We start from the raw sequence: 25,984 nt of genomic DNA, 5'->3' as shown, positions 1-25,984 counted from the left end.
GACCCCTACAGGCAGGCTCGACATGTCTTTTTCTCGTAGAAACTTCCTCATCGCGACCGGTGTGGCCGCGGCGTCCACCACCGTGTTGAGCGCCTGCAGCAGCGGTGACGGGAACAAGAACGCGTCCACGGTCCCCTCCGTCTCCAACGCGAAGACCATGAACATCCCGGTCGGCACCAAGGCCGACTCGACCGGTCCGGCCCCCGAGGTCGCGGGTGCGGTCAAGGGCGGGACCATCTACTCGCTCGACCAGTTCGACATGGACCACCTGGACCCGGCCCAGATCTACGTCTCCACCGAGGGCGCCATCACCCGCCCGATCCTGCGCGGTCTGACCGGCTACAAGATCGACGACAAGGGCGGCGCCACGCTCGTCGGCGACGTCGCGACCGACGCCGGCACCGTGAAGGACGGCGGCAAGACCTGGTCGTTCACGATCAAGGAAGGCATCAAGTGGGAGGACGGCTCCGAGCTGTCCATGGACGACGTCCGCCACTCCTTCGAGCGCCTCTTCGCCACCTTCGTCACCGAGGGTCCCCGCTACGTCCAGCAGTGGCTGGTCGGCGGCGACAAGTACAAGGGCCCCTACAGCGGCAAGAAGCTCGCCTCGATCGAGGTCTCCGGCCGGACGATCACGTTCACCCTGAACGAGGCCCGCGGTGACTTCAACTACACGCTGGCCATGCCGGGTTACGGCCTGGTGCCGAAGAAGCACGACACCAAGGAGGCGTACGACAAGCGTCCGTACTCCCTGGGCCCCTACAAGATCGAGAGCCGTAGCGTCGGCAAGTCGCTGACCTACTCGCGCAACGAGCACTGGGACGCGGCCACGGACCCGATCCGCAACGCCTACCCGGACAAGTTCGTCTTCCAGTTCGGCTTCCAGCCGGTCGCCTCCACGGACCGCTACATCGCGGACAAGGGCAACGACCAGTACTCGATGTCGATCTTCAACGAGGTCGCGGCCGAGCGCATCGCCCAGGTCCTCACGAACGCCAAGCTGAAGCAGCGCGTCCTCACCCAGGTCGACACGGTCACGTACTACTGGCCGATCAACATGACCCGCGTCAAGGACCTCAAGGTCCGCCAGGCGATCAACTGGGCGTGGCCGCACCAGCAGCTGCAGACCATCCGCGGCGGCCGCTCGACCAGCGAGCTGGCCACCACGATCCTCAGCCCGGTGACCCCCGGCTACAAGAAGTTCGACCTGTACGGCGTGACCACGAAGCCGGGCGGCAACGCGGCCAAGGCCAAGTCCCTGCTGAAGGAAGCCGGCAAGGAGGGCTACAAGCTGGTCATCGCGTACCAGCAGTCCGACAACGCCGTGAAGCAGGCCGTGGCGATCAAGAACGCCCTGGAAGAGGCCGGCTTCGAGGTCGTCAACAAGCAGATCGACAAGACGACCTTCTACACCCAGATCGGCAAGATCGACAACGAGTACGACCTGTTCGCGGCCGGCTGGAGCCCGGACTGGCCGAACGGCTACTCGGTCTTCTACCCGTGCTGGAGCGGCAAGAACATCGGCGACGGCCGGAGCAACTACGCCCAGCTGAACGACCCGAGCGTGAACAAGGCCATCGACGCCGCCGCGAAGCTCACCGACCCCGAGGCGGCCAACAAGGCCTGGGGCGCCGTCGACAAGCAGATCATGGAGCTCTCCGCGGTGGTCCCGGACTACCACTCCATCCGTAACTGGATGTACGGATCCAAGATCGGCAACGTCGTGTACGACGCGGGCAACACCTGCATCGCGCTCACGAAGCTGTACGCCAAGAAGTAAGCACGTCAGACCCGGGGGGGCGGCCAGGATCCTGGCCGCCCCTGCGGCCCACCCCCCTCTACCCCCGGCGACGGCGCCCCGTCCGGAAAGTCACGGCCCCATGTTCCGCTTCCTTGTCCGCCGAGTTCTCGGCGCGCTGATCATCCTGTTGATCATCAGCGCCGTCACTTTCTGGCTCTTCTATGCCATTCCGCGTGACCCCGCCACCATGTCCTGCGGCAAGAACTGCACGCCCGACATGCTGGCCCAGATCCGGAAGAACCTGGGCATCGACCACCCGGTCCCGGTGCAGTACTGGGAATGGCTCAAGGGTGTCTTCGTCGGCCGCGACTTCGCGGGCTTCGGACACTGCGAGGCTCCCTGCCTCGGCTACTCGTTCGCCAACCGCGAGCCCGTCCTCGGCACGATCATGGACCGGCTCCCGCTGACCCTCTCGCTGGCCTTCGGCTCGGCCGTCGTCTTCCTGATCTTCGGCATCGGCACCGGCATGCTCGCCGCCGTCAAGCAGGGCAAGTGGCAGGACAAGGTGGCCAGCTCGGCCTCGCTGGTGGCCTCCTCGCTCCAGATCTACTTCGTCGGCTACGTCGCGATGTACTTCCTGGTCGCCAAGCTCGGCATCCTGGACAACCCGTCGTACACGCCGCTCACCGAGAACCCGATCGAATGGGCTTCCGGCCTGCTGCTGCCGTGGCTGGTGCTGGCGCTCATCTGGACCGCGAACTACACCCGTATGACGCGCTCCCAGCTGGTCGAGACGCTCAGCGAGGACTACGTCCGCACCGCGCGCGCCAAGGGCCTGACCCGACGGAACGTCTTCTTCCGCTTCGCCTGGCGCGGCGCCATGGGCCCGATCGTCACGATCTTCGGCATCGACCTCGCCACCCTCATCGGCGGCGCGATGATCACCGAGTACACCTTCAGCCTCCAGGGCGTGGGCCGTCTCGCGGTCGACTCCGTCGAGAAGAGCGATCTGCCTATGCTGCTCGGTGTCACCCTGCTGGCGGCCGGCGCGATCGTGGTCTTCAACATCATCGTGGACGCCGTCTACGCCCTCATCGACCCGCGGATCCGGCTCGCCTGACCTCCGCCCCACCCCCGACCTCTCGCATCACCCCCCAGGAGCGTCACCGTGACGAGCACCGATCAGCAGCCGTTCCTCTCCGTCAAGGACCTCAAAGTCCACTTCTCCACCGAGGACGGCATCGTCAAGGCCGTCGACGGGCTCAGCTTCGACCTCGTCAAGGGCCAGACACTCGGCATCGTGGGCGAGTCGGGCTCCGGCAAGTCCGTCACCAACCTGACGATCCTGGGTCTGCACGACCCCGCCCGCACCCAGATCGACGGCGAGATCCTGCTCGACGGCCGGGAGCTGCTCACGGCCTCCGAGCGGGAGATGGAGAAGCTGCGCGGCAACAAGATGTCGATGATCTTCCAGGACGCGCTGGCCTCGCTGTCGCCGTACCACACCATCGGCACCCAGATCGCGGAGACCTACCGCAAGCACACCGGTGTCTCCAAGAGGGAGGCGCGGGCGCGCGCGATCGAGATGCTGCGCCGGGTCGGCATCCCGCAGCCCGACGTCCGGGTGGACGACTACCCGCACCAGTTCTCCGGCGGTATGCGCCAGCGCGCGATGATCGCGATGGCCCTGGTCTGCGACCCCGAGCTGCTGATCGCCGACGAGCCCACCACGGCGCTCGACGTGACCGTCCAGGCGCAGATCATGGACCTGCTGAAGGACCTCCAGCAGGAGTTCGGCACGGCGATCATCTTCATCACCCACGACCTCGGTGTCATCGCCGACATCGCGGACGACGTGCTGGTGATGTACGGCGGCCGGTGCGTGGAGCGCGGCACCAAGAAGCAGGTGCTCGGCGCGCCGCGGCACCCGTACACGCTGGGCCTGCTCAACTCCATGCCGAGCCTGGACGGACCGGTCGACGTCCCCTTGTCGCCGATCCCCGGTTCGCCGCCGTCGCTCCTCAACCCGCCGACCGGCTGCCGCTTCCACCCGCGCTGCGCGTTCGCGGAGAAGGTGCCCGGCGGACGGTGCTCCAGCGAGCGCCCGCTCCTCGACGTGGTGGAGGGCCGTGGGTCCGCCTGCCACCTGGAGCTGAGCCAGCGCGACGAACTCTTCGCCGACTACGCCGCCACCGGCCACAAGTGACGGACACGAGACGGGATTTCACGACCATGAGCAACACCACCCCCCTCCTGGACGTCTCCGGGCTGACCAAACACTTCCCGATCAAGGGCGGCTTCCCGATCAAGCGGACCGTCGGCGCGGTGCAGGCCGTGGACGGTCTGGACTTCCAGGTCGCCGAGGGCGAGAGCCTGGGCCTGGTCGGCGAGTCCGGCTGCGGCAAGTCGACCACCGGCCGGCTGATCACCCGCCTGCTGGAGCCGACGAGCGGCAAGATCTCCTACCGCGGCCAGGACATCACCCACGCCGGGCGACGACAGCTGGCGCCGGTCCGCTCCGAGATCCAGATGATCTTCCAGGACCCGTACGCTTCCCTCAACCCCCGTCAGACGGTCGGCAAGATCATCGCGGGCCCGATGGAGATCAACGGAATCAACCCGCCCGGCGGGCGCGAGAACCGCGTGCGTGAGCTGCTGGAGATCGTCGGCCTGAACCCGGAGCACTTCAACCGCTTCCCGCACGAGTTCTCCGGCGGCCAGCGCCAGCGCATCGGCGTCGCCCGCGCGCTCGCCCTTGAGCCGAAGCTGATCGTCGCCGACGAGCCGGTCTCGGCCCTCGACGTCTCGATCCAGGCCCAGGTCGTGAACCTCCTCCAGAAGGTTCAGAAGGAACTGGGCATCGCGTTCGTCTTCATCGCCCACGACCTCGCGATCGTGCGGCACTTCTCGCAGCGCGTCGCGGTGATGTACCTCGGCAAGATCGTCGAGATCGCCGACCGCGAGGACCTGTACGACAACCCGCGCCACCCCTACACCCGGGCCCTGCTGTCCGCCGTGCCCGAGGCGACGGTGGACGAGGTGCCGCGCGAGCGGATCCGTCTGGTCGGCGACGTCCCGTCCCCGATCAACCCGCCGTCCGGCTGCCGCTTCCGCACCCGCTGCTGGAAGGCGACGGACAAGTGCGCGTCGGAGGCACCGCCGCTGGTCCAGGCCGAGGGCAACAAGCCCGGCCACCTGACCGCGTGCCACTACCCTGAGGTCCGGGACATGATTCCCGCCCCGCGCCTCTCCAAGGACCCTGAGGCAGCGGCCTGACACACCCCTTTCGTCAGCCGCCGCCTGCGGAACGGACCTTCTCCGGCCCATTGACCCGAGCCCCGAACGTCCGCTCCAGGGGAGCGAAGGCCCGCACCTTCCCCGGTGCGGGCCTTCCTCATGCCTCGGGTCCTGACGGTCACTCCTCGCCGAAGAGCTCGGCGGCATCGGTGACATGCACAGCGCGCTGGGCCAAGGCTTCGAGCCTGTCCAGGTCGGTGCAGGCATGCACCCTCTCCCGCACGGACTCCGTCACCGTGAGCCCACGCCATTCCAGGAGCCGCAGAACCATCTCGGCGCGCTCCTGCAGCCGGCCCTCCTCACGACCTTCCTCACGGCCTTCCTCACGCACCTGCTCCGCCAGCGGGTGTCGCCAGAAGTACTGGATCGCCGTCATCAGGTCCCTCCACATCTGCTTGGCCTGGGGATCGACCAGGCACGAGTCGACGAACTGCACGAAGACCGCTGCGCTGTCACGGTCGATGGTTTTCAGGGCGGCTGCCAGCGATTCCAGTATGGCCGGGGCCTGCCTGCCCCGCCCATGCGTCATCGCCGAAAGTACCGCAAGGGGTACGTCGCTCTCGGCGTCCCTCACATCCGCGATCACCGGCACGTTGTCCGGCCCCAGCACCAGCGGACGCACCGTCAGCGACTCCCACCCCCGCAACCCCAGCTGAATCGGCCGCGCCGCCCACCGCGCCGTCGCGCTGCTCTGCGTGATCACGATGAGCACCGGCTCGCACCGGTACTTCTCGTACAGGTACGACAGGTAGTACGGCCAGCTCCCCCGCTTCCGCTCGTCCGCCTTCCCCTGGGACTCGACCACGAGGAGATACGTCCCCTCGTCCGTCTCCGCCCGCAACAACGTGTCCACCCGGCGCTCGACCGGCTCGATCTCCGTCAGGTCCACGTTCATCGCCACGATCTCCCGCGGCTCCGGAAACGGCACCCCCAGCACCCGCTGCAACGCGTGCGTCAGCAACCCCGGATCCTTCTGGAAGATCCGGTGCAACGCCTCGTGCGACGACCCCACCATCACGCCACCCCCAACTCGCACCACACGTACTTGCCCCGTTGCCCGAACCGGCCGGACGGCTGCCAGCCCCAGGAGTCGGCACACGCCCCCACCAGCCCCAGCCCCCGTCCCACCTCTTCGAGACCCGCCACCGTCTCCGACGAACCCGGCGGCTCGGGGGGCACGGGGTCCGTGTCCCATGCCCCGATCCACACGACGCCGTCCGGGGAAAGCCGCGCTCTGAGCGCCGCCGGCCCCTTCGTGTGCCGCACGGCATTGGAGACCAGCTCCGCCGCGAGCAGTTCCGCCGTGTCGACGAGGCCGATGAGTCCGTGCATCGTCAGGATCAGACGCAGGGTCCGACGAGAGATCGTGACCGCTCTCAGATCGTTGGGGATGTACAGCGTATAGTCCCAGGTTTCGGGCATACGGCATCGACTCCGGTCGGTTGAAGGGGATTTCACGCACGGTGGCATCGCCGCACGGGAGGGCGCGGTGCACTTCCACTGCGTGTGCGTTGCGTCACCGACAGTAGGGGCCAATTTTGGTACCACGCAAGCCATTGCCATAATCTGACCCTCGAACGAGTCACCGGCTCACAGCAGCCGGGATGGAGGGGGAGGCCATGCCACGCAGGCAGCAGGCCACCGCACGGCAGCAGCGACTGGGCGCCGAGCTCCGCAAACTTCGCGAGGCCGCTGGACTCAGAGGTCGTGACGCCGCGGAACTGCTGGGCACGGACTCCGCCCAGGTGAGTCAGCTTGAGGCCGGTCTCGCCGGCGTCAGCGAGACTCGCCTGCGCCGCATCGCGGCTCACTACGCCTGTACGGACCAGGAGTTGGTCGACGCCCTCGCCGAGATGGCCACCGATCGGACGCAGGGATGGTGGGAGGAATACCGAGGAAGCCTGCCTTCGCCATTCCTCGACCTGTCAGAACTGGAGTACCACGCCTCCTACCGGTGGGATGTGGAGTTCCTGTTCATCCCCGGGCTTCTCCAGACCGAGGACTACGCCCGAGCGCTCTTCTCGTCCCGCGTCCCCCAACTCTCCGACGAGGAGAGGGAGCTGCGTGTCCGGCACCGGATGCAGAGGCGGGTCATCCCGGAGAGGGCACATCCCATGCCCTACCAGGCCGTGATCCATGAGGCGGCGCTTCGCATGATGGTGGGCAGCCGGGCCGCCTCGCGATCCCAACTCGCCCAGGTCCTAGAGCTCTCCGGAGCCGAGAGCACGACGGTCCGCGTGATCCCCTTCACCCTGGAACACCTCATCGACGTGGGTGCCGCCATGGTGTACGCCGGTGGAGCCGTCCCGAGATTGGACACCGTCGTCCGCGACGGCCCCCACGGTACGGGCTTCGTCGACTCCGAAGCGCAACTCGGCGTCTTCCGAACGCATTTCCGTAGATTGGAGTCGGCATCACTCGACCCCGGGCGGTCGCGTGACTTCATCCACAGGCTGACGAAGGAGCTGTGAGGCGCTCATGACCGACCTCGGTACCTGGCGCAAGTCGTCCTACTCCGGCGGCGGTGACGGCAACGCCTGCGTCGAGATCGCCCACGGCCCCACCCGCATATCCGTCCGCGACTCCAAGTCCACCCCCGCCGGCGTCACCCTCACCTTCCCCGCCGCCGTCTTCGCCCCGTTCCTCGACGCGCTCAAATCGCGTGGCTTGAAGATGAGTTGACAGAAGGTCAAGAAGAAACCCTTTCCTGACCCTCCGTTCAACATCATGTGACAGACTGCCGCGGTGGTCGATCACTCGTTCGCGGATCTTTCACTCGCCGCGCTGTACGACAGACTCAACCCGTGGGGGCCGGGTGACGACTTCTACCTGGATCTCGTCATGGCCGCCGGCTCCGTGCTCGACGTCGGCTGCGGCACCGGGCGGCTGCTGCGGCGGGCCCGGGAGGCCGGGCACGAGGGGCGGCTGGCCGGGCTCGATCCGGCGGCCGCGATGCTCGTGCAGGGGCGGCGGGCCGAACCGGGCGTCGAGTGGATCCTCGGCGATCTGCGGACCCGGCTCTGGGACGGCGCCGGCTTCGACCTGGTCGTGATGACCGGTCACGCCTTCCAGGTGCTGCTGGGCGACGAGGAGGTGCGCACCGCGCTGGCCGCCGTGCGGCGGGCCCTGACCCCCGCCGGCCGGTTCGTCTTCGAGACCCGCAATCCCGGCGCGCGCGCCTGGGAGAGGTGGACGCCGGACCGCGTGTACGACGTCACCGACGCGGACGGCCGGGCGATCCGGGTCTGGCACGAGGTCGAGGGCCCCCCGGCCGGGGAACGGGTGACCTTCACCGAGACCTACGACGGCGCCCCGTGGCCCGAGCCCCGGGTGTGCCGCGCCACGCTGCGTTTCCTCGGCCCGGAGTCCCTCGCCGGCTTCCTCGCCGACGCCGGCCTGCGGATCACCGAGCAGTACGGCGACTGGTCCCGGGGCCCGCTCACCTCGACGAGCCCCGAGATCATCACCGTCGCACAGCCGGCCTAGTTCTCCTCCTCCAGCGCCACCAGCGCCGGGTCCAGGACGATGTCCTCGTCCCTGGCCTCGGTGGTCGGCTCCTCCGGGAAGTGGCAGGCCGTCAGGTGGCCCGCCCGGTTGCCGGAGATCTGGACCAGCGGCGGCTCCTCGGTCGCGCACTTGTCCGTCGCCTTCCAGCAGCGGGTGCGGAAGCGGCAGCCGGACGGCGGGTTGATCGGGGACGGGACGTCGCCGGCCAGCCGGATCCGCTCTCGGCCCGCCGCGCTCCGGTCGGCCGAGAGGTCGACCTCCGGCACCGCCGAGAGCAGGGCGTGGGTGTAGGGGTGGCGGGGGCGGTTGTAGATGGACTCCCGGTCACCGACCTCGATGATCTTGCCGAGGTACATCACGGCCACGCGCTGCGAGAAGTGCCGCACGATCGCGAGGTCGTGGGCGATGAAGAGGAAGGCGATGCCCAGTTCCCGCTGGACCTCCTGGAGGAGGTTCACGACCTGGGCCTGGATCGAGACGTCGAGCGCCGAGACCGGCTCGTCGGCGACGATCAGCTTCGGCTCCAGGGCGAGGGCGCGGGCGACGCCGATGCGCTGGCGCTGGCCGCCGGAGAACTCGTGCGGGAAGCGGTTGAAGTGCTCCGGGTTCAGGCCGACGATCTCCAGGAGTTCGCGGACCCGCTTCTCCCGGCCGCCCGGCGGGTTGATGCCGTTGATCTCCATCGGGCCGGAAATGATCTTTCCGACCGTCTGCCGCGGGTTCAGCGACGAGTACGGGTCCTGGAAGATCATCTGGATCTCGGACCGGATCGGCGCCAGCTGCTTGCGCGAGGCGTGGCCGATCTCCGTTCCGCGGTACGTGATCGTGCCGTCGGTCGGCTCCAGCAGCCGGGTGACCAGCCGGCCGGTGGTCGACTTGCCGCAGCCGGACTCGCCGACCAGCCCGAAGCTCTCCCCCACCCGGACGGTCAGGTCGATGCCGTCCACGGCCTGGACGTGCCCGACCGTCCGCCGGATCGGGAAGCCGCCCTTGACCGGGAAGTACTTGGTCAGCCCGGAGACCTCCAGCAGAGGTTCTCCGACGGCGGCCTCGCGCTGGGCCGGAAGGATCGTGTCCTGGGTCATGACGTGTCGTCTCCTAGCCCAGTCGGGGCTTGATCTCTTCGATGAAGATGGTCTGCTTCTGCTCCGCCGTGAGGTGGCAGGCCGAGGCGCGGTCGGGGGCCAGCAGCGGGCGTTCGGTGACGCAGCGGGCGCCGCCGACCCGGTCCTGGAAGGTGCACCGCGGGTGGAAGCGGCAGCCGGACGGCGGGTTCAGCAGCGAGGGCGGGGTGCCGGGGATCGGGCTCAGCGGGGTGCCGAGGTCGGAGTCCAGGCGGGGCATGGAGTTCAGCAGGCCCCAGGTGTACGGGTGCTGAGGTGCCCGCAGGACCTCGTCCACCGTGCCGCGTTCCACCGCGCTGCCCGCGTACATCACCATGATGTCGTCGGCCATGTCCGCGATCACGCCGAGGTCGTGGGTGATGAAGACGATGCCCGATCCGAACTCCTGCTGCAGGTCCTTGAGGAGGTCCAGGATTTGGGCCTGGACCGTCACGTCCAGAGCGGTGGTCGGCTCGTCGGCGATCAGCAGGTCGGGGTCGCAGACCAGGGCCATCGCGATCATCGCGCGCTGGCGCATACCGCCGGAGAACTGGTGCGGGTAGTCCTTCGCCCGTGCCGCCGGGTTGGGGATGCCCACCTTGGCGAGCATGTCCACGGCCCGGTCCCAGGCCGCCTTCTTCGAGGCGCCCTTGTGCTTCATGAACGGCTCGGCGATCTGACGGCCGACCGTGTAGTACGGCGACAGCGCGGTGAGCGGGTCCTGGAAGATCATGGCGACCTTGTTGCCGCGCAGTTTCTCCATCTCGGATTCCCTGGCGGTGGTCAGCTCCTTGCCGTCCAGCACGATCTCACCCTCGACGGTGGTGAACTGCGGGTTGTGCAGGCCGAGGATGGTGAGGTTGGTGACGGACTTGCCGGAGCCCGACTCGCCGACGATGCCGAGCGTCCTGCCGCGCTGCACGTCGAACGACAGCCCGTCCACGGCCCGGACGACACCGTCCTCGGTACGGAAACTGACGTACAGGTCCCGCACGGAGAGGAAGGCGCCCGCGTCGGCCGGAGCGGGGGCGCCGGCGTCCTTGGTCAAAGTGGTCACGACGGTTCTCCTCTTACCCGGCTAGGCCAGCCGGATGCGCGGGTCGATGAACGCGTACGCCGCGTCGACGATGATGTTGAACAGAAGGATCATGCTGGCCGAGAAGAGCATCACGCCCAGCAGCAGCGGAAGGTCGCTGAAGAACACGGACTGCACGGCGAGCTGGCCGAGGCCCGGCAGGCCGAAGGTGTACTCGGTGATGATGGCACCGCCGAGCAGGGCGCCCAGGTCGATGCCGAAGATGGTGACGATCGGGATCAGCGAGCCGCGTCCGGCGTACCGGAAGAAGACGTACCGCCGGGACATCCCCTTCGCGCGGGCCGTGCGCACGTGCTCCTCCTGGAGCTGTTCGATCATCGACGAGCGCGCCATACGGGTGTACTGCGCGGCGAAGATCGTGGAGAGCACCACCCAGGGGATGATCAGGCCGCCGAACCAGGAGACCGGGTCGTCGGTGAAGTTGTTGTACGCCGGCTTGTCGAACCAGTGGGTCTGGTAGACGAGGATGGCCAGGGCGAGCGGGCCCAGGAAGTAGATCTGCATGGAGCTGAGCACCATCGCACCGGCGGTCGCCGTCTTGTCGATCAGCGTGCCGCGCTTCCAGGCGGCCGCGAGTCCCGTGCCAAGCCCGATGAGCAGGAAGAAGAACGCACCGCCCAGCGTGAGGGAGACGGTGGTGGGCAGCCGGTCCAGAAGCGTCTGCCAGACCAGGTCGTTGGTGTGGTACGAGTACCCGAAGCAGGGGGCGGGGCAGGGCCCCTGGTCGAACTGGTTGCTCCCCAGCACCAGGTTGTGCAGGAAGATCCCGTACTGCTCGGGAATGGACTTGTCCAGGCCGAGCACATGATGGATGTTGGCGATGGCCGTCGGGTTGCACGTCTTTCCGCACATCAGCAGCGCCGGGTCGCGGGGCACGCCGAAGAACAGCAGGTACGTGACGATGCTCAGCAGGAAGAGGATGACGATCGCACTGAGGGTCCGGCGGACGAGGAAGCGCAGCATGAGGGGGCAGCTCTCAGACGTCAACGGGCCGGGCGGTACCCGGCACGCCGCCACCCGCGGGGAGTGGACGGACGTACCGGGTACCGGGCCTACGGCAGTGGTTACTTGATGTACAGGCGACGCGGGTCGATGCCGCCGATGACGTTGTCGTAGACGAGGCCGCCGACCTTGGAACCGGCGATCTGGGTCTGCTTGTAGTACGTGGTCGGGACGACGTTGATGGCGTCCTTCACGATGTACTGGTCGAGCTTCTCCCACTCGGCCGCGGACTTGGCCGGGTCGGTGATCTTGTTGATGCGGTCGATCTCGCTGTTGACGTGGTCGTCGTTGATGTGCGAGTAGTTCGGCGAGCCGTCGGCGATCGCGCGGCCGTCGTACAGCGGCGGGATCACGGTCGAGGACGACGGCCAGTCGGCGCCCCAGGCGGACGAGTAGATGTCGTAGTTGTTGTTGACCTTGCCGATGTTGTCGTAGTACGTCTCGGCCGGGATGTCCTGGCGCTGGACGTTGAAGCCGGCCTTCTGCAGGGCCGCGGCGATGGCCGTGGAGATCTGCTGGCCCTCCGGCGTGTTCTGGTAGCCGTAGGTGAGCTTCATGCCGACCTTGCCGGCCTCCTGCAGCAGCTTCTTGGCCTTGGCCTGGTCACCGCCGGGGTTCTTCTTCTTGCCCCACGGGTCGAAGGAGGCGTCGTAGCCGCTGACGGTCGGGGAGATCAGACCGCCGGCGACCTCCATGGCCGCGTTGCCGCCGTAGGCGCGCACGATCGGGGAGACCGGCAGCGCGTACGCGATGGCCTCGCGGACCTTCTTGTCCTTGAGGGGCGCGTGCGACTGGTTGATGTTGATCTGGCCCACGTACGGCTGGTAGCCGGAGACCGTGCGGCCCTTGAGGGTCGAGTCGGCGAGGACCTTCGACAGGTTGCCCGCGTCGACCTGGTTGTTGAAGCTGATGCCGGTCTGGTCGGTACCGCTGTCCGCGAGGAGCGCCTTGGTGGACGTCTCGAACTGCTGGTTGAACGTGAAGTCCATCTCGTCCAGGTACTGGTGACGGATGGGGTCGGTCTTCGGGTCCCAGTTGGTGTTCTTGACGAGGACCATCGACTTGCCGGACTTGAACGACTGGATCTTGTACGGGCCGCTCGTGACCGGGTTCTTGTCGTACTTCGCCTGCGTGTCACCCTTCTTCGACACCACCGCGTAGCCGGCCATGGCCAGCGCGTACGGGAGGTCGGGGTGGGGCGACTTGAAGTGGAAGACGATGGTCTTCGCGTCCGGCGTCTCCAGGACGCTGTCCGGCAGGTGCTTGCCCTTGTACGGACCGTCCGGCAGCAGCTTGCGGTAGTCGGCGCCCGCGGTGTCCGCCAGCCACTGCTGGAGGTAGGTGGGGCCCTGGTTGATGAACGGCGCGAACAGCCGCTCGTAGGTCTGCCGGAAGTCCGCCGAGGTGATCGGCGTGCCGTCGGCGAACTTGATGCCGTCCTTGAGGGTGTACTTCCAGGTCTTGCCGCCGTCGGTGGTGGTGCCGGAGTCGGTGGCCAGGTCACCGACGACCTCGTGGCCCACGCCCTTGTCGTCGGTCGACTTGTACCCGGTCAGGCCTCTGTGGATCAGCGTGGCGAGCGAGCCCTCGTCGGAGACGTAGATCTGGCCCGGGTCGAGGTGCGCGTAGGAGTCGCGCTGGAGCACCTCGAGCTTGCCGCCGGTCTTCGCTCCCGGCACCTCGGCCGCAGGGCCTGTCGAGTCCGACGCGTCGCCGAACTTGATGGACGCCTGCTGCGCCTGGGCATTCTTCTGGTCCTGCTTCTTGTCGTCGCCGCCGGTATCGCTGCCCCCCTTGCTGCAACCCGTGAGCACGAGAGCTCCGGCCGCGAGCACTGAGAGCGCCGAGTACGCCTGGCGTCCGCCCCTACTCATCACTGAATTTCCACCTATCTCTGGTGTCACCGGTACACAACGGGATATGCCGTGCGGTATTTCGGGCTCGGACGCCCACCCTGCGTCGGTCAGCGAGCCGTCTTCGGATCGAAGGCGTCACGGACCGAGTCCCCGAGCAGGTTGAAGGCCACGATGAAGATGATCATCGAGACACCGGGGAAGAACATGTAGGTGATGTCGTTCACCTGGACGAGCTCGGTGGACGCCTTGGCGAACATCTGGCCCCAGTCCGGGGTGGGTTCGACGATGCCCACGCCGAGGTAGGACAGGCCCGCCTCCGCGGTCACGAACCCCGGCAGCATGTAGGTCGCCTGGACGAGGATCGGGGTGACGACGTTCGGCAGGATCTCCTTGCGGATGATCCGCCAGGGCGAGGCCCCGCTGACTCGGGCCGCCTCGATGAACTCGCGTTCCCGCAGGGCGAGTGAGGTACCGCGGAGGATGCGGGCGAGGCCCATCCAGCCGAGGAACCACTGCACCAGGATCAGGGCCAGCACCCGTACGTAGATGGGCGTCTCGTCGCGCGGGCTGACGAAGAGCGAGACCACCACCGGCATGCTGGCGATGAAGAACAGCTGGGCCGGGAAGGCGAGCAGGAAGTCGATGACCCGCCCGATCCAGTAGTCCGTCTTCCCGCCGAGGTAGCCGGCCGCGACGCCGAGCAGGATGCCGGTCAGCACCGTCGCGAGCGTCACCACCACGGAGATGGTCAGCGAGGTGCGGATGCCGTAGATGAGCTTGGTGAACACGTCGTAGCCGTTGCCCGGTTCGAGGCCGAACCAGAAGTCGCTGCTGATGCCGCCGTTGGGCTGCACCGGCACGCCCGCGCTGTCGAAGAGTTCGGGACGCTCGTCCGCGTACACGGTGTACGGGTTCTTGCCGTACAGCATCGAGATGAGCGGCGCGAGCACGGCGATCAGGAAGAAGAAGCCCACGACGTAGGCCGAGAGCACGCCGGTGCGGTCGCGCTTGAAGCGCATCCACATCAGCTGGCCGGGAGAGCGGCCTTCCAGCTTCTTGGCCTCGGTCTTGGTGTCGGGCTGCGGCCCGCCGTCGATGACGGCCGGCCTTCCGCCACCCTCAATGTCCGTAGGACTGGTCACAGTTCGTCCAATTCACAGGTCTGGGTGCGCCGAACCGGCGACCGGCATGGGGGAGCACGGCCGCGGGGGGCAGGATCCGAAGGCGTGTCAGGTCTTCCCGGGGCTTCCGGGAAACCCACAGCCGGACGCGCGTAGGCGAGCGACGGCGCTACGCGGCCGGCCGGTTCCTCAGAACCAGCCGCCGGACGAACAAGGGCATTCGGGAACGGACGACGATGGAACCCACCTGGTGCTTGTGACACTGCACATGGGACCCCTCCTCATGACTTCACGTGTTCACCAACTGGAGAGGGCATCTGTCTTCCCTCCGACACCCCTGACGGAGGGTCAGACGCCCCCTGGTGCTCGTGAGTCGGCGCTGTCCCCACAGCGCGAGACCCATTGACCCGAGCGGTACGCGGCTAACTATCTGCCATGCGCCAGGTGTCGACCACTGTCTTTAAATCTCAATTCAGTCACAGCTGATGCCAACTTCTTCCGAAAAATGGACAAACTGTTCGACGGGAGAAGGCCGCGAAACGGACTTGTTACATGGCTATCGGGCGAGGATCTCCGCATTTCGGACACTGGCCGAACACCGCTCCTTCGCCGTCCTCGGAAAAAGGGTTGCAAAAAGCCCGGGTGCCCCCATGATGGGGGCACCCGGGCTTCGGTGTCCTGCGATCAGCCGTGCTTGGCGCGGCTGGCGGTGCGGCCGCGCTCCTTCTGGTCGAGCACGACCTTGCGGATGCGAACGGCCTCCGGGGTCACCTCGACGCACTCGTCGTCACGGCAGAACTCCAGCGACTGCTCCAGGGAGAGCTTGCGCGGCGGGACGATCGCCTCGAACGAGTCGGCCGACGACGACCGCATGTTCGTGAGCTTCTTCTCCTTGGTGATGTTCACGTCCATGTCGTCGGAGCGCGAGTTCTCGCCGACGATCATGCCCTCGTACACCTCGGTGCCGGGGTCGGTGAACAGCACGCCGCGCTCCTGGAGGTTCGTCATCGCGAACGCGGTGACGGCGCCGGAGCGGTCGGCGACGAGCGAACCGTTGTTACGGGTCGTCAGGACGCCGAACCACGGCTCGTGGCCCTCGTGGATGGAGTGGGCGATACCGGTGCCGCGCGTGTTGGTCAGGAACTCGGTACGGAAGCCGATGAGGCCGCGGGACGGGACGACGAACTCCAGCCGGACCCAGCCGGAGCCGTGGTTGGACATGTTGTCCATCCGGCCCTTGCGGACGCCCATGAGCTGCGTGACCGCGCCCATGTGCTCCTCGGGGACGTCGATCGTCATGCGCTCGACCGGCTCGTGCACCTTGCCGTCGATGACCTGGGTGACGACCTGCGGCTTGCCGATGGTCAGCTCGAAGCCCTCACGGCGCATCTGCTCGACCAGGATGGCGAGGGCCAGCTCACCACGGCCCTGGACCTCCCAGGCGTCCGGACGCTCGGTGTCCAGCACGCGCAGCGAGACGTTACCGATCAGCTCACGGTCCAGGCGGTCCTTGACCTGGCGGGCGGTGACCTTGCGGTCCTTGACGGCCGACTTCGCGTCGGCGCCCTTGCCGGTGCCGCCACGGCCGACCAGCGGCGAGGTGTTGGTGCCGATGGTCATCGAGATCGCGGGCTCGTCGACCGTGATCAGCGGCAGCGGGACCGGGTTCTCGGTGTCGGCGAGGGTCTCGCCGATCATGATGTCCGGGATACCGGCGACCGCGCAGATGTCGCCCGGCCCCGCCACCTCGGCGGGCTTGCGGGTGAGCGCCTCGGTCATCAGCAGCTCGGTGATGCGGACGTTGGACATCGTGCCGTCACGCTTGATCCAGGTGACGGTCTGGCCCTTGCGCAGCTCGCCCTGCTCGACCCGGAGCAGCGCGATACGGCCGAGGAAGTTGTCGGCGTCCAGGTTGGTGACGTGCGCCTGGAGCGGGGCCGTCTCGTCGAACTCGGGAGCCGGGACGTGGGACAGGATCGTGGAGAAGAACGGCTCCAGGCTGTCGCTGTCCTGCGGGACCGTGCCGTTCTCCGGCTTGGTGAGCGAGGCCACGCCGTCACGCGCGCAGGCGTAGACGATGGGGAACTCGATCTGGTCCTCGTCGGCGTCGAGGTCGAGGAAGAGGTCGTAGGTCTCGTTGACGACCTCGTCGATGCGCGAGTCGGGGCGGTCCGTCTTGTTGATGCACAGGATGACGGGCAGCTTGGCCTGGAGGGCCTTGCGCAGCACGAAGCGGGTCTGGGGCAGCGGGCCCTCGGACGCGTCCACGAGCAGCACGACCGCGTCCACCATCGACAGACCGCGCTCGACCTCGCCACCGAAGTCGGCGTGGCCCGGGGTGTCGATGATGTTGATGGTGACGACGTCACCACCGTCCTTCGGGTGGTACTTCACGGCCGTGTTCTTGGCCAGGATCGTGATGCCCTTCTCACGCTCCAGATCGTTCGAGTCCATCATGCGGTCGTCGAGCGACTCTGCGGCGTGCGCGGCGAAGGCGCCGGCCTGCTTCAGCATGGCGTCGACCAGGGTCGTCTTGCCGTGGTCGACGTGGGCGACGATGGCGACGTTGCGGATGTCGTGGCGCGTGGCCATGAAGGCTTATCTCCCGGAGTTGAGGAAGGCCGGCGCGTACTTCGGTGTTACGCGGACCCTGCCGGGCTGAACACGCCACGGCCTCACCCCATGGTACGGGCACGAACCAGCAGCGGCTCGCCAGGCCGCCCCCGGGAGCGGGCGGAGCCCCGCCGCGCCTACTTCGCGGCCGGGCTCTGCGACGGCTTGGCGCCCTTCTTCAGGAATCCCATGTCCTGGTACACGGGCGTCTGGAAACCGAAGGCGCCGACGTTCACCAGGTCCTTCCTGGCCCCGACGATCTGCGGCCGCTGGTAGAGCGGCAGCGAGCCGGCCGCCGCCCAGATCCGGGAGTCCGCCTTCCGCAGCAGCCCGTCCGCCTCGTCCTCGTCCAGCGTGCCGAGCGCCTGGTCGAAGAGCTGGTCGACCTGGTCGGTGCCGACCCGGGTGTAGTTCTGCTCGACGTTCAGCGACCCGTCGGCGGCCGGTACGGGCTTGGCGTAGATCGGCCGCGCGTCGGTCGCCGGGAACGCCGACGACGGCCACGAGTACAGGGCCAGGTCGTACTGGCCGGACGCGATGTGGTCCTTGAAGTAGCTCTCGTCGGAGACCTTGGTGATCTCGGACTGGATGCCGACGGCGGTGAGCATCTGCCGGATCCGCTCGGCGACCTCCTGGAGCGTCTGCGACCCCGGTCCCGACGGCAGCACGAACCGCAGGCTCAGCGCCTGGCCGTCCTTGGCCAGCGGCGCCGCCGCGGCCTGCGGCCCCTGGGGGGCGGCCGTGCCCTTGGGCGCGTAGGCCCCGGGAGCCCCGTGGGCGTGGTCCTTCTGGTGGTCGCGGGTGTCCTTGCCGTCGGGCGACTCGGGGCTCTTGTCGTCCTCCCCGACGATGTACTGCCCGTCGCTCCCGCCGTCCCCGGACTCGTCGTCCTTGTCGCCCTTGCCGGCCTTGTCGCCGTTCCCGGTCTGCGCGCCGGCCGCCTTGTCCGCGGCCTTGACCGGTCCGCCGGCCACCCAGCCCGCGTCGGCGAGCAGGGCCTGCGCCTCGTGGGTGTCGAGGCCGCCGAGCGTCCCGCTGCCGTCCGCGTAGGCGGCCTGCCCGGACAGGGCGACGTGGCTGCCGACCGGCACCGCGGGCAGCCCGAGCGGGGTGAGCACCAGCTTGGCGAGGGTCTGCCGGTCGAGGGCGCGTGCCACGGCCCGGCGCACCCGCTCGTCGGCGAGGGGGCCCTCGGAGCCGTTCAGGGCGAGCTGCGTGTAGGCCGGCTCCAGGGACTTGCGGACCTGGACGTCCCGCAGCTCCTGCTGCTCGTCCAGCCACTTCGAGATGCTCTTGCGGAGCTTCTTGGGCCCCTTGGGCAGGTGCTTGCCGTCCATGCCGAGGGTCAGGGCCAGGGAGCGCAGCTTCTTCGCGGAGGTCTTCCCCGCGCCCTGCAGCGGAGCGCCGCCGCTGCCCTGGTCGCGTCCGGCGCTGGTGATCCGCTGGGCCTCGGAGGCGTCGATGTCGGCGACGTCGACCGTGCCGGCGGCGAGCGCGGTGGCGCGCTTGTCCCGGTCCACGGCGTGCAGGTCGATCTCGTCGAGCTTGGCCGGGCGGCCCCACCAGCGCGGGTTGCGGGTGAGGACCACGTCCTTCTTGGCGGTGTCGACCTTGTCGACCTTGAAGGGGCCGGCGGAGAGGGCGAGCTTGCGCCGGGCGCCGTCGTTGAAGGCGTCCGGGGTGCCCATGACCTCCTTGGGGTAGAGCGGCGAGAACAGCGACTTCCAGTCGGTGTAGGGCCGCTCGAAGGTGACCCGGACCTCCAGGTCGTTGGCGCCGCGCTCGATCTTGGCGATGCGGTCGTAGCCGGCGTTGCGGGCGGTCCAGTAGGCGGAGTCCTTGCCGGACAGGGCGCGCCACTGGGCGGCGAAGTCGGCCGCGCCGATCTCCCGGCCGTCGCTCCAGACGGCCTGCTGGTTGAGCTTGTAGAGGACGACCTGGCGCGGCTCGGTCTCGATGACCTTCGCGGACTCCAGGTAGTCGGGGTCGCGGACCGCGCGGCCGGTGGCGTCGACGGTGAACATCGACGGCAGGACGGCCTGGGCGACCCGGGTGGTGCCGGCGTCGGCGTCGGCCTGGAAGGTGTTGAGCGTCTCCGGTACGGCGTCCACGGCCCACTTCAGGGTGCCGCCCTCGGCGACCGCGTCCCGGGCGGCCGCCGCGACGTCCTGCCCCGCCAGCGGCTTGCTCCCCTCGTCGTCGGAGCCGCAGCCCGCGAGGAGGGGCACGGCGAGCGCGCCGGCGGCCAGGAACGTGACGGAACGCGTGACCGCACTGCGGCCAGGCCTGGGTCCGACGCCGTGGTGGGACATCTCTGCTACCTCCGGGAGGCCCGGTGACACGGGTGGGGTCTGTTCACCTTTGGGGGTATTTAGGAGTTGATCACATGTACGTCAGAAGTACGGACCCACTGAAAGGGACGGGGTCCGCCGGGCGGCCACGACACGGCCGCGGGCGCCGCCAAAGCCCACCCGTGCGGCCCAACGCCCGCCCGCGCGGGACGGCCCGGCGACACCGCCGCGGCGTCCGTCCCGGCGCGCCCGGAGCGTGAGCGGGCGCGCGCCGCGGGTGTGCAATCCGCCAATCCCTGCACACGCCTTCACACCGGCAGGTGTGACGCGCAACACTCGCAGGCGCATGAACGTTGCCGCCTTGGACACCGAAGTCCGCGGAAGTGAGGTCACGTCATGTCCGTGCACGACGACCTGACGTCAGTACAGCGCTGTCTGGACGACCTGAACCGGTCCGTCGGCCGCCTGGAGCAGCAGCTCGGGCGCAGCGGGCTGGAGATGCGCCGCGTCCGCGCCGACGCCGATCACCTGCGCGAGAGCGTCGCGCTGCTGCGGGAGGCGGCCAGCACCCGCGCCCCGGTCAAGCGCCCCGAACTCGTCACCATCTCCGACGACCCCTACGACATCAACCTGTGGACGGACACGGACGACGAGGGTCTCGGCGCCCGCGACCGGCGCGCCCCGTAGGAGGCGTTCCGGCCCCGCCGACAGGCGTGCTGCCCGCAGGCCCCGCCCCCGAACCGACCGGAGTCATCCATTGGCCACTGGTACGGAACCACATCCGAACAGCGGCGGCGTACGCGCCCGTACGCGCGCCGCGATCTCCGCCCCGCACCTGCGGACCGACCGCTGGTGGCTGGCGCCCGCCGTCACCGCGGCCGGTCTGTTCGCGTTCATCGTCTACTCGACGTGGCGGGCCTTCGCGAACGCCGACTACTACGCGGCGCCGTACGTCTCGCCGTTCTACTCGCCCTGTCTGGCCGAGAACTGCAAGGCCATGCCCTCGGGCCCCAACGCCGACCTGTTCGGCGGCTGGTGGGCGGTCTCCCCGGCGATCATCATCCTGGTCTTCCCGCTGGGCTTCCGGCTGACCTGCTACTACTACCGCAAGGCGTACTACCGCAGCTTCTGGGCGTCCCCGCCGGCCTGCGCGGTGGCCGAACCGCACGCGAAGTACTCCGGTGAGACCCGCTTCCCGCTGATCCTGCAGAACCTGCACCGGTACTTCTTCTACTTCGCCCTGCTGGTCGCCTGCGTGCTGACCTACGACACGGTGCTGTCCTTCCGCGACTCCCACGAGAACTGGGGCCACATGGGGCTGGGCACCCTGGTCTTCCTGGCCAACATCGTGCTGATCTGGGCGTACACGCTCTCCTGCCACTCCTGCCGGCACATCGTCGGCGGGAAACTCAAGCACTTCTCCCAGCACCCCGTGCGCTACAAGGCGTGGCAGTTCGTCGGCAAGCTCAACAACCGGCACATGCAGCTCGCCTGGGCGTCGTTGGTGAGCGTGGCGCTCGCCGACTTCTACGTCTACCTGCTCGCGTCCGGTGTCTTCGACGATCCGCGATTCTTCTAGTGAGTGGGGCCTTCTGATGGCAGCGGTGGAGCGGCAGCAGTGGGACGTCGTGGTCGTCGGAGCCGGCGGCGCCGGACTGCGCGCCGCGATCGAGGCCCGCGAGCGGGGTGCCCGCACGGCGGTGATCTGCAAGTCGCTGTTCGGCAAGGCGCACACGGTGATGGCCGAGGGCGGCATCGCGGCGGCCATGGCCAACGCCAACGAGCACGACAACTGGCAGGTCCACTTCCGCGACACCCTGCGCGGCGGCAAGTTCCTCAACCAGTGGCGGATGGCCGAACTGCACGCCAAGGAGGCCCCGGACCGGGTCTGGGAGCTGGAGACCTGGGGCGCCCTGTTCGACCGCACGAAGGACGGCAGGATCTCCCAGCGCAACTTCGGCGGCCACGAGTACCCGCGTCTGGCGCACGTCGGCGACCGCACCGGCCTCGAACTGATCCGGACCCTCCAGCAGAAGATCGTCTCGCTCCAGCAGGAGGACCGCGAGGAGACCGGCGACTACGAGTCCCGGCTGAAGGTGTTCCAGGAGTGCACGGTCACCCGGATCCTCAAGGACGGCTCGCGCGTTTCCGGCGTCTTCGCCTACGAGCGGGAGACCGGCCGTTTCTTCGTCCTCGAAGCGCCCTCCGTGGTGGTCGCGACCGGCGGCATCGGCAAGTCCTTCAAGGTGACGTCGAACTCCTGGGAGTACACCGGCGACGGGCACGCGCTCGCCCTGCTGGCCGGGGCGCCGCTGCTCAACATGGAGTTCGTGCAGTTCCACCCGACCGGCATGGTCTGGCCGCCGTCGGTGAAGGGGATCCTGGTCACGGAGTCGGTGCGCGGCGACGGCGGGGTGCTGCGCAACTCCGAGGGCAAGCGGTTCATGTTCGACTACGTCCCGGACGTCTTCAAGGAGAAGTACGCCGAGTCCGAGGAGGAGGGCGACCGCTGGTACGAGGACCCGGACCACAACCGGCGTCCGCCCGAACTGCTGCCCCGCGACGAGGTGGCCCGCGCCATCAACTCCGAGGTGAAGGCGGGCCGCGGCTCCCCGCACGGCGGGGTCTTCCTGGACGTGTCGACCCGGATGCCGGCCGAGGTGATCCGGCGCCGGCTGCCCTCCATGTACCACCAGTTCAAGGAGCTGGCGGACGTCGACATCACCGCGGAGGCGATGGAGGTCGGGCCGACCTGTCACTACGTGATGGGCGGGATCGCGGTGGACTCCGACACGGCGGCCGCGCGCGGGGTGCCCGGACTGTTCGCGGCCGGCGAGGTGGCCGGCGGGATGCACGGCTCCAACCGGCTCGGCGGCAACTCCCTGTCCGACCTGCTGGTGTTCGGGCGCCGGGCGGGCTGGCACGCGGCCGACCACGCGGCGGGCCCCGGCGCCCGCCCGCGCGTGGACGACGAGCAGGTCGACGCGGCGGCGGCCGAGGCGCTGCGGCCGTTCTCGGCCGAGGGCCAGGATCCGGACGCCGGCCCGCCGGAGAACCCGTACACCCTCCACCAGGAGCTCCAGCAGGCCATGAACGACCTGGTCGGCATCATCCGCCGGGAGGGCGAGATGGAGCAGGCCCTGGAGCGGCTCGCCGCGCTGCGGGTCCGGGCCCGCCGGGCCGGGGTGGAGGGCCACCGCCAGTTCAACCCGGGCTGGCACCTGGCCCTGGACCTGCGGAACATGCTGCTGGTCAGCGAATGCGTGGCGCGGGCGGCCCTGGAACGCACCGAGTCCCGCGGCGGCCACACCCGCGAGGACCACCCGACGATGGACCGCCGCTGGCGCCGGATCAACCTGCTCTGCCGGCCGGCCGGCCCGGCGCACGGCCCGGAGGCCGCCGACCCGGAGAGCGGCCGCATCGAGCTCGTCCGTGAGACCACCGAACCCATCCGCGCCGACCTGCTCGCCCTCTTCGAGAAGGAGGAGCTGGTCAAGTACCTCGCCGAAGAGGAGCTGTACGAATGAGCGGCTACACGGCCCGTTTCAGGGTCTGGCGGGGCGACGCCGAGGACGGCGGCCTGGAGGACTTCGACGTCGAGGTGAACGAGGGCGAGGTGGTCCTGGACATCATCCACCGCATCCAGGCCACCCAGGCCAACGACCTGGCGGTCCGCTGGAACTGCAAGGCGGGCAAGTGCGGTTCGTGCTCGGCGGAGATCAACGGCCGCCCGCGCCTGATGTGCATGACCCGGATGTCCGTCTTCGAACGGGACGAGACCCTCACGGTCACCCCGCTGCGGGCCTTCCCGGTCATCCGCGACCTGGTCACGGACGTCGGCTTCAACTACCAGAAGGCCAGGGAGGTCCCGGCGTTCGTGCCGCCCGCCGGAGTGGGCCCCGGCGAGTACCGGATGTTCCAGGAGGACGTGGACCGCTCGCAGGAGTTCCGCAAGTGCATCGAGTGCTTCCTGTGCCAGGACACCTGCCACGTGGTGCGCGACCACGAGGAGAACAAGACGGCGTTCGCCGGGCCGCGCTTCCTGATGCGGGTCGCCGAGCTGGACATGCACCCGCTGGACGCGGCCGAGGCGTCCGGCCTGGACCGCAAGCGCACGGCCCAGGACGAACACGGCCTCGGCTACTGCAACATCACCAAGTGCTGCACGGAGGTGTGCCCCGAGGGCATCCACATCACCGACAACGCGCTGATCCCGCTGAAGGAGCGGGCCGTGGACCGCAAGTACGACCCGCTGGTGTGGCTCGGCTCGAAGATCAGGAGGCGTCCCGCAGGAGGCTGAGCACCTGCCGGAGGTTGGACTCGGCGATGTCCCGCATCGGTTCGCGGTCCGGGAAGTCGCCGTCCAGCAGCCTGAGCGGCCCGGCGACCAGGTTGAGGTGCATCGCCAGCCGGTACAGCGCCATCCGGTCCTCGTCCAGCTCGGCGGTGCGCAGCACGTCGTAGGCGGGCCCGAAGCGCAGCCTCAGGAAGACGTGCTCCCATTCGGCGTCGAAGTACATGAGGCCTTCGATGTCGATGAGCGCGGGATCGCCCTCCTCGGTCACCAGGACGTGGTCCGGGCCGAGTTCGCCGTGCACCAGGGAGGCGCTGTCGCGCGGCCGCACCACGTCGTGCAGCTCCCGGATCCGCTCCGCCAGCGGCCGGGCGACCTCCCGCACCCGGGGGTCGCGCCCGGCCAGTTCCTCGACGTCGCGCACGGCGCGGTCCGCGACGACCTGCTCGCAGGAGCTGCCGAGCGGCTTGCCGCCCTCCTCGACCAGGGCGGCCTTGCCGTATCCGGGGGCGGTGCACTCACGGAGCACGCCGAGCGTGCCGGCCAGCCGGGCCAGCGGCACCCGGGCCGCGCCGGGATCGCTGCGCAGCAGCGTCTCCAGGCTGCCGCCGCGGACGTCCTCGACGACCGCCGCGAACACCGGCAGGTGCTCGGCCTCCTCGTCGGCGAACAGCAGTCGCGGGGTGCGCACGCCCAGCTCGGTCAGCCGGTCGTGGGCCGACAGGAAGAGACCGAGCCCGGAGGCGTGCGCGAACGGGTCGCGGATGTCGGCGTCGGCGGGACCCCAGTAGTCCTCCTGCGGGGACCAGACGTAGGCGATCGCCGTCCTGCCGTTGTCCAGGGCGAGCCGGTAGACGCCTTTCTTGGAGCCACCGCGCAGCCGGGTGACGGTGGCGGGGGCACGGCCGAGCGCCTCGCGGGCGAGCGGGGCGAGGTCGTCACGGGTGAGGTGGGCACGAGCGGTTGTCATGACGTACGGACCCAGTCCTTCCGATAAGAGGTCCAGTCATCCTCGGTGGCGGCGAAGTCGACGTAGAGGGCGACGCCGAAGGTAGCGCGATCCGCGTCCGTGCGGGACAGTCCCAGCCGAACCCCTCGCACGGCGGCCGGCACGGTCTCCGCGTGCGCCCAGTGCCCGAAGCGGTTCTCGTGGTAGAAGGGCAGACCCATCAGCAGGTCGGTGCCCGGCGGGGTGACCTCCAGCGCGAGGCTGGTCTGCTGCGCGACGTATCCGCCGTACAGGCTCGGCAGCGGCTGCATCGTGTCGTACGACATCACCGCGATCTGGTCCACGCGGCGCGCGACCTGCCCGAAATACTCCTGTGACCACCATTTGGGATGGCCGGTGACAGTACCCCAGAAGGAGTGAAAGGCGGGGAGCGGGTCGATCTGGTGTGCGGCGACGGACAGCAGCGGGGTGACCGGCCGCAGCGCGTCCAGGAGGGCCAGGAAGTCGCGGTCACCGGAGTGCATCGGCTCCAGGTCGAAGTGGACCCCGTCGAAGCCGGCGGCGATCACCTGCCGGGCGGAGGCGACGACGGCGGCCCGCGTCCCCGGCATCTCCAGATGCATGGCGTCCGGCTTCTCGGGGGCGATCTCGTCGCCGAGCCAGGCCTGGACGCGGACGCCGGGCAGTTTTCGATGCACGGCCGTTATCAGCCAACGGGCCTTGGGGTAGTCCGATCTGGGCAGCGTGCCGTTGTGTTCCAGTGGTCCGGCATGGACGTAGAGGTCGCGTATGCCGGTGTCCGCGAGCCGGGCGGCGAGGGCGGTGACGTCGGCGTCGGTCCTGCGGCCGTCGACCCAGGCGTGGCCGAGCCAGAGGGCGTCCTTGCCGCGGGTGCCGGTGCCGGGTCGCGGGTCGCCGGTGTAGTTGACGCGGAGGGCGGTCTCGGCGGTGAGGAGAGGCAGGACCAGGACCAGGACGGCGGCGATCACGATCCGCCTGAGCCGGCGGATCCGGACGCTCCTCCTGCGGACGCCGGGCGCCGGCGACGCGCCCTCACCGCCCTCCGGGGCCTCCTCCTGCCGTACCGGTCCGGATTCCGTCGCCATCGGCCGTC

22 protein-coding genes are annotated in these 25,984 nt (G+C 68.8%); 11 read left to right on the top strand and 11 right to left on the bottom strand.

Annotation, left to right across the window (positions count from 1 at the left end):
* Nucleotides 1-22: 22 nt before the first annotated feature.
* From ACIQOE_RS17240 to ACIQOE_RS17225, 4 genes are all read left to right on the top strand, one after another.
* A complete protein-coding gene (locus ACIQOE_RS17240) occupies nt 23-1,780 on the top strand; it encodes an ABC transporter substrate-binding protein (protein WP_365565256.1) in 1,758 nt (585 codons plus the stop codon).
* A 100-nt stretch (nt 1,781-1,880) separates the two neighbouring features.
* A complete protein-coding gene (locus ACIQOE_RS17235) occupies nt 1,881-2,861 on the top strand; it encodes an ABC transporter permease (protein ID WP_351318930.1) in 981 nt (326 codons plus the stop codon).
* Nucleotides 2,862-2,909: 48 nt separating this feature from the next.
* Nucleotides 2,910-3,947 (top strand): ABC transporter ATP-binding protein, encoded by a 1,038-nt coding sequence (locus tag ACIQOE_RS17230; RefSeq protein ID WP_351318928.1) that lies wholly within the window; start codon nt 2,910-2,912, stop codon nt 3,945-3,947.
* A gap of 26 nt (nt 3,948-3,973) precedes the next feature.
* Nucleotides 3,974-5,017 carry a dipeptide ABC transporter ATP-binding protein gene (locus ACIQOE_RS17225; protein WP_351318926.1) on the top strand — a complete coding sequence of 348 codons (1,044 nt, stop codon included), beginning with the start codon at nt 3,974-3,976 and terminating at the stop codon, nt 5,015-5,017.
* A gap of 139 nt (nt 5,018-5,156) precedes the next feature.
* Here ACIQOE_RS17225 and ACIQOE_RS17220 read toward each other — a convergent pair whose 3' ends face one another.
* Both ACIQOE_RS17220 and ACIQOE_RS17215 read right to left on the bottom strand, forming a co-directional pair.
* Nucleotides 5,157-6,053, bottom strand: coding sequence for a hypothetical protein (locus ACIQOE_RS17220; RefSeq protein WP_401412540.1), 897 nt, complete (start codon nt 6,051-6,053; stop codon nt 5,157-5,159).
* The gene (locus ACIQOE_RS17215; protein WP_401412185.1) at nt 6,053-6,460 is read right to left on the bottom strand and encodes an ATP-binding protein; all 408 of its coding nucleotides are present in this window, start codon (nt 6,458-6,460) and stop codon (nt 6,053-6,055) included. The genes ACIQOE_RS17220 and ACIQOE_RS17215 overlap by 1 nt, the downstream gene beginning before the upstream one ends.
* A 197-nt stretch (nt 6,461-6,657) precedes the next feature.
* On the opposite strand from ACIQOE_RS17215, the gene ACIQOE_RS17210 reads away from it, so the two are divergent.
* The 3 genes from ACIQOE_RS17210 (at nt 6,658) to ACIQOE_RS17200 (ending at nt 8,524) form a co-directional block, all read left to right on the top strand.
* Nucleotides 6,658-7,509 carry a helix-turn-helix domain-containing protein gene (locus ACIQOE_RS17210; protein ID WP_401412183.1) on the top strand — a complete coding sequence of 284 codons (852 nt, stop codon included), beginning with the start codon at nt 6,658-6,660 and terminating at the stop codon, nt 7,507-7,509.
* Between the two features lie 7 nt (nt 7,510-7,516).
* The gene (locus ACIQOE_RS17205; RefSeq protein ID WP_401412181.1) at nt 7,517-7,720 is read left to right on the top strand and encodes a DUF397 domain-containing protein; all 204 of its coding nucleotides are present in this window, start codon (nt 7,517-7,519) and stop codon (nt 7,718-7,720) included.
* A 63-nt stretch (nt 7,721-7,783) separates the two neighbouring features.
* Nucleotides 7,784-8,524, top strand: coding sequence for a class I SAM-dependent methyltransferase (locus tag ACIQOE_RS17200; RefSeq protein ID WP_401412179.1), 741 nt, complete (start codon nt 7,784-7,786; stop codon nt 8,522-8,524).
* On the opposite strand, the gene ACIQOE_RS17195 is transcribed toward ACIQOE_RS17200, so the two are convergent.
* The 7 genes from ACIQOE_RS17195 to ACIQOE_RS17165 all read right to left on the bottom strand — a co-directional run bounded on the left by ACIQOE_RS17195 (nt 8,521) and on the right by ACIQOE_RS17165 (nt 19,648).
* Nucleotides 8,521-9,630 (bottom strand): oligopeptide/dipeptide ABC transporter ATP-binding protein, encoded by a 1,110-nt coding sequence (locus ACIQOE_RS17195; RefSeq protein ID WP_365565265.1) that lies wholly within the window; start codon nt 9,628-9,630, stop codon nt 8,521-8,523. The two genes, ACIQOE_RS17200 and ACIQOE_RS17195, sit on opposite strands and share 4 nt — an antisense overlap.
* A 13-nt stretch (nt 9,631-9,643) precedes the next feature.
* On the bottom strand, nt 9,644-10,705 hold the full coding sequence (locus ACIQOE_RS17190) for an ABC transporter ATP-binding protein (protein WP_351318918.1): 1,062 nt from the start codon (nt 10,703-10,705) through the stop codon (nt 9,644-9,646).
* A gap of 21 nt (nt 10,706-10,726) precedes the next feature.
* A complete protein-coding gene (locus ACIQOE_RS17185; protein WP_399012460.1) occupies nt 10,727-11,707 on the bottom strand; it encodes an ABC transporter permease in 981 nt (326 codons plus the stop codon).
* Nucleotides 11,708-11,808: 101 nt separating this feature from the next.
* Nucleotides 11,809-13,620 (bottom strand): ABC transporter substrate-binding protein, encoded by a 1,812-nt coding sequence (locus tag ACIQOE_RS17180; protein WP_365565268.1) that lies wholly within the window; start codon nt 13,618-13,620, stop codon nt 11,809-11,811.
* Nucleotides 13,621-13,709: 89 nt separating this feature from the next.
* The gene (locus ACIQOE_RS17175) at nt 13,710-14,744 is read right to left on the bottom strand and encodes an ABC transporter permease (RefSeq protein WP_351318914.1); all 1,035 of its coding nucleotides are present in this window, start codon (nt 14,742-14,744) and stop codon (nt 13,710-13,712) included.
* A gap of 663 nt (nt 14,745-15,407) precedes the next feature.
* Complete coding sequence (gene typA, locus ACIQOE_RS17170) at nt 15,408-17,315, bottom strand: translational GTPase TypA (RefSeq protein ID WP_351318912.1); 1,908 nt, start codon at nt 17,313-17,315, stop codon at nt 15,408-15,410.
* Between the two features lie 158 nt (nt 17,316-17,473).
* The gene (locus ACIQOE_RS17165) at nt 17,474-19,648 is read right to left on the bottom strand and encodes an ABC transporter family substrate-binding protein (RefSeq protein ID WP_401412176.1); all 2,175 of its coding nucleotides are present in this window, start codon (nt 19,646-19,648) and stop codon (nt 17,474-17,476) included.
* A 375-nt stretch (nt 19,649-20,023) separates the two neighbouring features.
* Between ACIQOE_RS17165 and ACIQOE_RS17160 the strand changes: the two genes are divergently transcribed.
* From ACIQOE_RS17160 to ACIQOE_RS17145, 4 genes are all read left to right on the top strand, one after another.
* The gene (locus tag ACIQOE_RS17160; protein WP_351318908.1) at nt 20,024-20,314 is read left to right on the top strand and encodes a hypothetical protein; all 291 of its coding nucleotides are present in this window, start codon (nt 20,024-20,026) and stop codon (nt 20,312-20,314) included.
* A 70-nt stretch (nt 20,315-20,384) separates the two neighbouring features.
* On the top strand, nt 20,385-21,206 hold the full coding sequence (locus ACIQOE_RS17155) for a hypothetical protein (RefSeq protein WP_362643918.1): 822 nt from the start codon (nt 20,385-20,387) through the stop codon (nt 21,204-21,206).
* A gap of 16 nt (nt 21,207-21,222) precedes the next feature.
* Nucleotides 21,223-23,154 carry a fumarate reductase/succinate dehydrogenase flavoprotein subunit gene (locus ACIQOE_RS17150; protein WP_365573814.1) on the top strand — a complete coding sequence of 644 codons (1,932 nt, stop codon included), beginning with the start codon at nt 21,223-21,225 and terminating at the stop codon, nt 23,152-23,154.
* Entirely contained in the window at nt 23,151-23,927 is a 777-nt protein-coding gene (locus ACIQOE_RS17145; protein WP_365565279.1) for a succinate dehydrogenase/fumarate reductase iron-sulfur subunit, read from the top strand. The genes ACIQOE_RS17150 and ACIQOE_RS17145 overlap by 4 nt, the downstream gene beginning before the upstream one ends.
* Here ACIQOE_RS17145 and ACIQOE_RS17140 read toward each other — a convergent pair.
* Both ACIQOE_RS17140 and ACIQOE_RS17135 read right to left on the bottom strand, forming a co-directional pair.
* Nucleotides 23,902-24,891 carry a phosphotransferase family protein gene (locus ACIQOE_RS17140; protein ID WP_401412173.1) on the bottom strand — a complete coding sequence of 330 codons (990 nt, stop codon included), beginning with the start codon at nt 24,889-24,891 and terminating at the stop codon, nt 23,902-23,904. The genes ACIQOE_RS17145 and ACIQOE_RS17140 overlap by 26 nt on opposite strands.
* On the bottom strand, nt 24,888-25,976 hold the full coding sequence (locus ACIQOE_RS17135; protein WP_401412171.1) for a glycoside hydrolase family 18 protein: 1,089 nt from the start codon (nt 25,974-25,976) through the stop codon (nt 24,888-24,890). Before ACIQOE_RS17135 ends, ACIQOE_RS17140 begins: the two co-directional genes overlap by 4 nt.
* Between the last annotated feature and the right edge of the window lie 8 nt (nt 25,977-25,984).

Origin of the sequence: Streptomyces sp. NPDC091282 (assembly GCF_044757385.1) — a bacterium.
In the GTDB taxonomy this organism is placed as follows: domain Bacteria; phylum Actinomycetota; class Actinomycetes; order Streptomycetales; family Streptomycetaceae; genus Streptomyces; species Streptomyces gramineus.
This window is presented reverse-complemented; position numbering and strand designations above follow the sequence as displayed.

Coding starts and splice junctions, on each gene's coding strand:
- ACIQOE_RS17235 (WP_351318930.1), top strand. CDS start 1,881: ATGTTCCGCTTCCTTGTCCGCCGAGTTCTCGGCGCGCTGATCATCCTG.
- ACIQOE_RS17195 (WP_365565265.1), bottom strand. CDS start 9,630: ATGACCCAGGACACGATCCTTCCGGCCCAGCGCGAGGCCGCCGTCGGA.
- ACIQOE_RS17145 (WP_365565279.1), top strand. CDS start 23,151: ATGAGCGGCTACACGGCCCGTTTCAGGGTCTGGCGGGGCGACGCCGAG.
- ACIQOE_RS17240 (WP_365565256.1), top strand. CDS start 23: ATGTCTTTTTCTCGTAGAAACTTCCTCATCGCGACCGGTGTGGCCGCG.
- ACIQOE_RS17185 (WP_399012460.1), bottom strand. CDS start 11,707: ATGCTGCGCTTCCTCGTCCGCCGGACCCTCAGTGCGATCGTCATCCTC.
- ACIQOE_RS17160 (WP_351318908.1), top strand. CDS start 20,024: ATGTCCGTGCACGACGACCTGACGTCAGTACAGCGCTGTCTGGACGAC.
- ACIQOE_RS17165 (WP_401412176.1), bottom strand. CDS start 19,648: ATGTCCCACCACGGCGTCGGACCCAGGCCTGGCCGCAGTGCGGTCACG.
- ACIQOE_RS17225 (WP_351318926.1), top strand. CDS start 3,974: ATGAGCAACACCACCCCCCTCCTGGACGTCTCCGGGCTGACCAAACAC.
- ACIQOE_RS17135 (WP_401412171.1), bottom strand. CDS start 25,976: ATGGCGACGGAATCCGGACCGGTACGGCAGGAGGAGGCCCCGGAGGGC.
- ACIQOE_RS17210 (WP_401412183.1), top strand. CDS start 6,658: ATGCCACGCAGGCAGCAGGCCACCGCACGGCAGCAGCGACTGGGCGCC.
- ACIQOE_RS17140 (WP_401412173.1), bottom strand. CDS start 24,891: ATGACAACCGCTCGTGCCCACCTCACCCGTGACGACCTCGCCCCGCTC.
- ACIQOE_RS17150 (WP_365573814.1), top strand. CDS start 21,223: ATGGCAGCGGTGGAGCGGCAGCAGTGGGACGTCGTGGTCGTCGGAGCC.
- ACIQOE_RS17180 (WP_365565268.1), bottom strand. CDS start 13,620: ATGAGTAGGGGCGGACGCCAGGCGTACTCGGCGCTCTCAGTGCTCGCG.
- ACIQOE_RS17205 (WP_401412181.1), top strand. CDS start 7,517: ATGACCGACCTCGGTACCTGGCGCAAGTCGTCCTACTCCGGCGGCGGT.
- typA (WP_351318912.1), bottom strand. CDS start 17,315: ATGGCCACGCGCCACGACATCCGCAACGTCGCCATCGTCGCCCACGTC.
- ACIQOE_RS17220 (WP_401412540.1), bottom strand. CDS start 6,053: ATGGTGGGGTCGTCGCACGAGGCGTTGCACCGGATCTTCCAGAAGGAT.
- ACIQOE_RS17215 (WP_401412185.1), bottom strand. CDS start 6,460: ATGCCCGAAACCTGGGACTATACGCTGTACATCCCCAACGATCTGAGA.